Origin of the sequence: Apibacter sp. B2912, from assembly GCF_009827835.1 — a bacterium.
Lineage (GTDB): Bacteria > Bacteroidota > Bacteroidia > Flavobacteriales > Weeksellaceae > Apibacter.
Map to the genome: position 1 here is coordinate 1 of NZ_WINV01000026.1, position 299 is coordinate 299.

A 299-nucleotide genomic window follows, 5' to 3' on the forward strand; every position below is an offset into this window, starting at 1 on the left:
TTTATCTTCCCATGTTGAAACCCTTTTAAAAACCTCCCATTCCCAACCGGCACTGTCTATGGCATAATGTAGATCTTTGGATATCAAATCAGGATTGGTGATAAATATTCCTTCCTCTTCTTTTTTCAGATAACCTTGTTTTACTAAATAAGATCCATAAAATTTATAAGGCCCGGGATCATTGTAGCTTTCTTTAGATTTATTGTAGTCTCCTGTAAGTTGAATCAATCCTCTCCCTTTATAAAAGGAAGTACTGGATTTATATTTACTCGGTTTTTCTTGCGATAATTTAAAAAATC

The 299-nt window shown here is 33.1% G+C and carries 1 protein-coding gene; it reads right to left on the bottom strand.

Features of this window, described 5'->3' with window-relative positions:
- On the bottom strand, nucleotides 1-299 hold a 299-nt coding region (locus GFV01_RS10070), incomplete at both ends, for a hypothetical protein (RefSeq protein WP_221411131.1).